Here is a 6,429-nt window from a genome sequence, read left to right as displayed (position 1 = left end):
GGGACGGGCACGGCGGCGGACGGCGCGGCGGTGGGGCCGGGCACGGCGGTCCGGGGGACGACCGGGCGCAGGAATGGTGCGGCCGGTGCCGGGTATCCGACCCCCATCATGCGCACGTACGAACTGACCGACTGGATGGGGCCGGAGTGCACGGGCCCGGTCGAGTTGCGCGTGCCCGCCGACGCCGAGCACCTGATCCTGATCCGGGCGATCGCCCACGCGGTGTCCTGCCGTGAGGGGTTCGAACCGGACGAGAGCACCGACATCACGGTGGCCGTGGACGAGGCGTGTACGAGCCTGATCCGCCGTTCGGTGCCCGGTGCGCTGCTCACCTGCCGGCTCCAGGTCACCTTCGGCACCCTGCGCGTCGCGGTGTCCACCACGACGTTCGACGGGGGTGTCCCGAGCGAGCACAGCTTCGGCTGGCAGGTGCTCGACACCGTCACCGACTCCGTGTCGGCGTGGCGGTACGAGCGCGACCCGCGACGCGGGACCGACCACGTGGTGCACATCGACTTCGCCAAGCAGTTTGCCCGCGGACCCCGCGGGTAGCTCCCGAACATCCCGGTCGTTTCCCGACCCGACACACCCGGCACGGCACCGGCGTGGCCGAGGAGGTGGTCGCCATGGCAGCGAGCGCAGCGACTCCCGGACGGAGCGATCGGCCATGACCACGTACCCCGTGGGCGGAGGCCTGCGCCCCACCCTGTCGATGCTGCGTGCGGCGACCCTGCTGATCGGGCTGTGGTACCTGGTCATCGGCCTGGTCGGGTTCATCACCACCAGTAACAGCATGGGGGCGGATCCCTCGCGGTCGGTGTGGGTGTTCGGGGTCAGCGCGCTGGTCAACATCGGGCACACGGGCGTGGGCATCATGGGCGTGCTGGCCGCCCGCTCGGAGGAGACGACGCGCGCCTTCGGCTGGATGGCCTTCTTCGGGTTCACCGGGCTGACCGCGTACGGCATCCTCGCCGTCACGGTCTCCCCGCTCGGCAACCTCGCCAACGTCAACGCCGCGAACGTGGTGCTGTACGGCATCAGCGCGGTGCTCGGCCTGCTGCTGTGCCTGCTCCCGGTGCAGCCGGAGTCGCGGGCCGGGCCACGGGGCTGACCGCGGGACGGAGCGGAGCCGCGCCGCCGGACACGGCACGCCCATGGACGACACCACCGTGCGACGCCGGCGCCGGGGAACCGTTTAGTGATGTTCCCGTCCGGGCAACTCGTTCCGCATGAGGTTGCTCCTGTGGCACGTGCACGGGTCGTGGACGACCGCGTTCGTGCGGAGCGGGCACACCTGTCTTCTCCCCACAGTGGAGGATCGTGGTCCGTGGGGCCGGGGACGGTGCGGGCGGGACTGGCCCGACACCGCCGTGGAGGTTCCGCACGACCGGCTCCGGGGAGCCGACGTGGACGCGGTGGTGCTGCAACGCCCCGAGGAGCTGGACCTCACCGAACGCTGGCTGGGTCGGCGCCCGGGGACGGACGTGCCCGCCGTCTACGTGGAGCACAACACCCCGCGCGAGCACGCCGCGACCACGCGGCACCCGCTCGCCGGGCGCGACGACATCCCGATCGTGCACGTCACCCACTTCAACGAGCTGATGTGGGACAACGGCATCGCCCCGACGGTGGTGATCGAACACGGGGTCGTCGACCCCGGCCACCGTTACACCGGGGAACTGCCCCGCGCCGCCGCTCTGATCAACGAGCCGGTGCGGCGGAACCGGATCGTCGGCGCGGACCTGCTCGGGGCCTTCGGGGAGGTCGTTCCCGTCGACCTGTACGGCATCGGGACCGAGGGGTTCACGGCTCCGGGTGTGACCCCGGTCGGCGACCTCCCGCAGGAGCGGCTGCACCCGCACATGGCACGTCGGCGGGTCTATCTGCACACCGCCCGCTGGACGTCGCTGGGGCTGTCCCTGATCGAGGCGATGCACCTGGGGATGCCCGTGGTCGCGGTGGACTCGACCGAGGCGTCGACGGCCGTCGGCGAGGACGCGGGCGTGGTGTCCACCGACCTGACCCGCCTCGTCCCGGCGGTCCGCACGTTGTGCGCACAGCCCGACCTCGCGGCGCGGCTGGGCAAGTGCGCCCGCGAACACGCGCTGGCCCGCTTCGGCCTCGACACCTTCCTGCACCGCTGGGACGTGCTGCTCGACCGGCTTCTGTCCTGACTCTCCGGGAGGTCCCATGAAGATCGCCATGGTTTCCGAGCACGCCAGCCCACTGGCCGCTCTGGGCGAGGCCGACGCGGGCGGGCAGAACGTCCACGTGGCGGAACTGTCCACCGGGTTGACCCGGGCCGGGCACGAGGTGACCGTCTACACCCGTCGGGACGACCCCGACCGGCCGGAGGTGGTCGACATGCCCGGCGGGTACCGCGTGGTCCACCTCCCCGCCGGGCCGCCCCGGCACGTCCCGCGGGACGAGTTGCTGCCGCACATGGGGGAGTTCACCACGTCACTGCGGAAGTGGATCCGCGTCGAGCGCCCCGATGTGGTGCACGCGCACTTCTGGATGTCCGGCCTCGCGTCCCTGATGGCCGCACGGGACGGCACCTCCGACGGCGGCGTGCCGGGCGACGGCGTACCGGGCGACGGTGTGCCGGGCGACGGCGTGGCCGGTGCCGGCTCGGAGGGCGCCGGTGTCGGCGGCACCGGTGGGGGTGCCGGGCAGTCGGGGACCGTGCCGGTCGTGCAGACCTTCCACGCACTCGGTGTGGTGAAGCGCCGGTACCAGGGCGCGCAGGACACCAGCCCGGCCGAACGGATCGGGCTGGAACGGCTGATCGGCCGCAACGCCGCGCGGGTGGCGGCGACGTGCTCGGACGAGGTGTTCGAACTCGTCCGCATGGGCCTGCCGCGCTCGCGGGTGTCGGTGGTGCCCTGCGGGGTGGACCTCGACCGGTTCTCCCCGTCCGGGCCACGGGAACCGCGCGGACACCGGTACCGCATCGTGTCGGTCGGCAGGCTGGTGCCCCGGAAGGGGTTCGACGTGGCGATCGCGGCGCTGCGTTCACTGCCCGAGGTGGAGCTGGTCATCGCGGGCGGTCCCGAGCGCGGACGGCTGGACGCCGACCCGGAGGCGCGCAGGCTGCGGCGGCTGGCGGAGGAGACCGGAGTGGCCGACCGGGTGCACCTGGCGGGGCAGGTGTCCCGGTCGGACGTGCCCGCGCTGCTGCGCTCGGCCGACGTCGTGGTGTGCACCCCGTGGTACGAGCCGTTCGGGATCGTGCCGCTGGAGGCGATGTCCTGCGGGGTGCCGGTGGTGGTCTCCGCCGTCGGCGGGTTGACCGACACCGTCGTGGACGGGGTCACCGGCGTGCAGGTGCCGCCCCGGCGGCCGGACGCCGTCGCCGCCGCCGTCCGCAAGCTCCTCGGGGACGCGGCCCTGCGCGACGCCTACGGCATCGCCGGCGCCGACCGTGCCCGCTGCCGCTACTCGTGGGACCGCATCGCCGCCGACACCTCCCGCGTCTACGAACGGGTCCTCCCCTCCACCGCCCTCCACGAGACCGCCGCCACCTGACCACGGGGCCGGCGTGTGCCGTGAAGGGCACATTTCGTGCGCAGAGCGCGGTGAGGGGCACATTCGCTGCATGTGACGCAGGGAATGTGCCCCTCACGGCAACACCGCGGGAGGGCCGTCAGGAGGCGGCGGTGGACACCGTGGTGTCGACGTCGAAGGTGAGGGTGTTGTCTCCGACGCCGACGGTGACGCGGGAGTGTTCCGGGATCTCGCCGTTGAGCAGCATCGTGGACAGCACGTTGTCCACCTCGCGCTGGATGGTGCGGCGCAGCGGACGCGCGCCGTACTCCGGTTGGTAGCCGGTCTCGGCGAGCCACTGGACGGCCGCCGGCTCCACCCGCACCTCGACGTCCTGCGCGTGGGCCTTGCGCCGGGTCTCCTCCAGCAGCAGCGAGGTGACCTGCTGCAGCTGCTCGGCCGACAGCTTGCGGAACACGATGATCTCGTCGATGCGGTTGAGGAACTCGGGCCGGAAGTGCTCGCGCAGCCTGCGCATCAGCCGCTCCCGCAGCGGTGCCTCGGTGTCGTCCTCACGCGGCGGCGCGAACCCGAGTGCGCCCTGGGTTCCACTGAGCACCAGTTCCGACCCGATGTTGCTGGTCATGATCAGCACGGTGTTGGTGAAGTTCACCGTGCGGCCCCGGCCGTCGGTGAGCCTGCCGTCCTCGAGCACCTGCAGCAGCAGGTTGAACACGTCCGCGTGGGCCTTCTCGATCTCGTCGAGCAGGATCACCGAGTACGGGCGCCTGCGCACCACCTCGGTGAGCTGCCCGGCCTCCTCGTAGCCGACGTAACCCGGTGGGGCGCCCACGAGCCTGCTCACCGTGTGCCGTTCGCCGTACTCGGACATGTCCAGCCGGATCATGTGGTCGTCCGTGCCGAACAGCGCCTCGGCGAGCGCCCGTGCCAGTTCGGTCTTGCCGACCCCGGTGGGCCCGAGGAACAGGAAGCTACCCGAGGGGCGGTTCGGTTCGGCCAGGCCCGCGCGGGTGCGGCGCACCGACTCGGACACCGCGCGGACCGCCTCGTCCTGGCCGACGACCCGCCCGTGCAGGTGCTCCTCCAGCGTGAGCAGCCGCTCCCGCTCCTCCTGGGTCAACTGCGCGACGGGGACCCCGCTGATGCGGGAGACCACCTCGGCGATGTCGACGGCGGAGACGTCCGGGGCCTCGGAGGGGCGCTCCCCCTGCTTCTCCTCCTCGATCCGGCCGCGCAGCGTGTTGATCTCGTCCCGCAGTGCCGAGGCGCGTTCGTAGTGCTCCTCGCTGACCGCCTGGTCGCGGTCCCGGCACAACTGCTCCATCCGGGCTTCGAGGTCACGCAGCTGCTCGGGCCTGCGCCCGGTGCGCATCCGCACCCGCGCGCCCGCCTGGTCCACCAGGTCGATCGCCTTGTCCGGCAGGTACCGGTCGGTGACGTAGCGGTCGGACAGCGTCGCCGCCGCCGACAGCGCCTCGTCGGTGAACCGCACCTGGTGGTGCGCCTCGTACTGGTCCCGCAGGCCGTGCAGGATCGCGAGAGTGTCCTCGACGGACGGTTCGGGCACCAGGATCGGCTGGAAGCGGCGTTCGAAGGCGGGGTCGTTCTCGATGTTGCGCCGGTACTCGTCCAGCGTGGTCGCGCCGACGACGTGCACCTCGCCCCGGGACAGCGCGGGCTTGAGCATGTTGCCCGCCCCCATCGACCCCTCGGACGCCCCGGCGCCGACCACGGTGTGCAGCTCGTCGATGAACACGACGAGTTTGCCCCGGTTGGCGCGGAGCTCGTCGAGCAGCTTGGTCATCCGCTCCTCGAAGTCGCCGCGGTAGCGGGTGCCCGCCACCATCGCCGCCACGTCCAGCTGCACCACCCGCCGGTCGCCCAGGACGTCCGGGACCTGCCCGTCGGCGACCCGCTGGGCGAGGCCCTCCACGATGGCGGTCTTGCCCACCCCCGCCTCGCCGATCAGCACCGGGTTGTTCTTGGTGCGGCGGGACAGCACCTCGATCGTCTGCTCGATCTCGCCGTCCCGGCCCACCACCGGGTCGATCTCCCCGTTCTGCGCCATGGTGGTGAGGTCCCGGCTGTACTGGTCGAGGGTGGGGGTGTCGCTGGCCTGCTGCTGTTCCTGCCCCGCCGTGCGGGCGTTGCCGGGTGCGGCGGTCGGGTCGGAGATCGCCTTCTGCATCGACTCCGGGGTGATCCCGGCCTCGCCGAGCAGTCGGCCCGCCCGCGAGTCGGAGTTGGCCACCAGCGCCAGCAGCACGTGTTCCGGCCCGATGTAGGACGAGCGCAGCCCGCGCGAGATCTGGTGTGCGTCCAGCAGGGTGCGTTTGGCACCCGGGGTCAGCACCGGCATCCCGGACCGCGGCTGTTCGCTGCGTTCCTCCCGCTCGACCCGGGTCGCCAGGGCGTCCGGGTCCGCGCCGGAACGCTGGATGAGTTCCCGGCTGCCCGGCACCCGGGTGGCGGCCCACAGCAGGTGGGTGGAGTCCAGTTCGCTGCCGTTCCACTCGCCGACCTGGCGCACGGCCGCCGACACGAGAGCCAGCGCCTGCTCGCTCATCAGCTTGGTGATCCCCACCGCGTGCGGCCGCCGCCCCGGCATCGCGTTGCCGAAGAACTGCGCGAGCAGCTGGTCGAAGGGGCTCGAACCCGGGTCGGCACCGAAGAAGCCGGTCATGGAGCACTCCCTGTCGCGACGGCGGCTGTTCCGCCCTGCGGGCGGTTCGTCTGCCACGGGACCTACCCGGTCCCGCGGACGGTCAACCGTTCACCCGACGTACCGCCGGGCCGGGGAGTCCCGGCGTGCCCGTTCGAGCACACGCAGGTTCAGTTCCACCCGGTCCGGCAGCACGCGGCGCTCCCGCAGCACCCACGGCAGCCCGCGCACCGCCTCGCCCGCGGCGGCGGCGGTGGCGC

At 72.4% G+C, this 6,429-nt stretch carries 5 protein-coding genes; 4 read left to right on the top strand and 1 reads right to left on the bottom strand.

What is annotated here, in order from left to right:
- Nucleotides 1-108: 108 nt before the first annotated feature.
- From ACTIR_RS0117765 to ACTIR_RS0117750, 4 genes are all read left to right on the top strand, one after another.
- Nucleotides 109-552 carry an ATP-binding protein gene (locus tag ACTIR_RS0117765; RefSeq protein ID WP_026455287.1) on the top strand — a complete coding sequence of 148 codons (444 nt, stop codon included), beginning with the start codon at nt 109-111 and terminating at the stop codon, nt 550-552.
- Nucleotides 553-667: 115 nt separating this feature from the next.
- Nucleotides 668-1,111, top strand: coding sequence for a DUF4383 domain-containing protein (locus ACTIR_RS0117760; RefSeq protein WP_026455286.1), 444 nt, complete (start codon nt 668-670; stop codon nt 1,109-1,111).
- A gap of 118 nt (nt 1,112-1,229) precedes the next feature.
- Entirely contained in the window at nt 1,230-2,174 is a 945-nt protein-coding gene (locus tag ACTIR_RS0117755) for a glycosyltransferase (RefSeq protein ID WP_026455285.1), read from the top strand.
- Between the two features lie 16 nt (nt 2,175-2,190).
- Entirely contained in the window at nt 2,191-3,528 is a 1,338-nt protein-coding gene (locus ACTIR_RS0117750; protein WP_026455284.1) for a glycosyltransferase, read from the top strand.
- 118 nt (nt 3,529-3,646) lie between these two features.
- Here ACTIR_RS0117750 and ACTIR_RS0117745 read toward each other — a convergent pair whose 3' ends face one another.
- A complete protein-coding gene (locus tag ACTIR_RS0117745; protein WP_026455283.1) occupies nt 3,647-6,190 on the bottom strand; it encodes an ATP-dependent Clp protease ATP-binding subunit in 2,544 nt (847 codons plus the stop codon).
- Nucleotides 6,191-6,429 lie beyond the last annotated feature (239 nt).

It is taken from the genome of Saccharomonospora iraqiensis subsp. iraqiensis (assembly GCF_000430445.1).
GTDB classification, from domain to species: Bacteria; Actinomycetota; Actinomycetes; order Mycobacteriales; family Pseudonocardiaceae; genus Saccharomonospora; species Saccharomonospora iraqiensis.
This window is presented reverse-complemented; position numbering and strand designations above follow the sequence as displayed.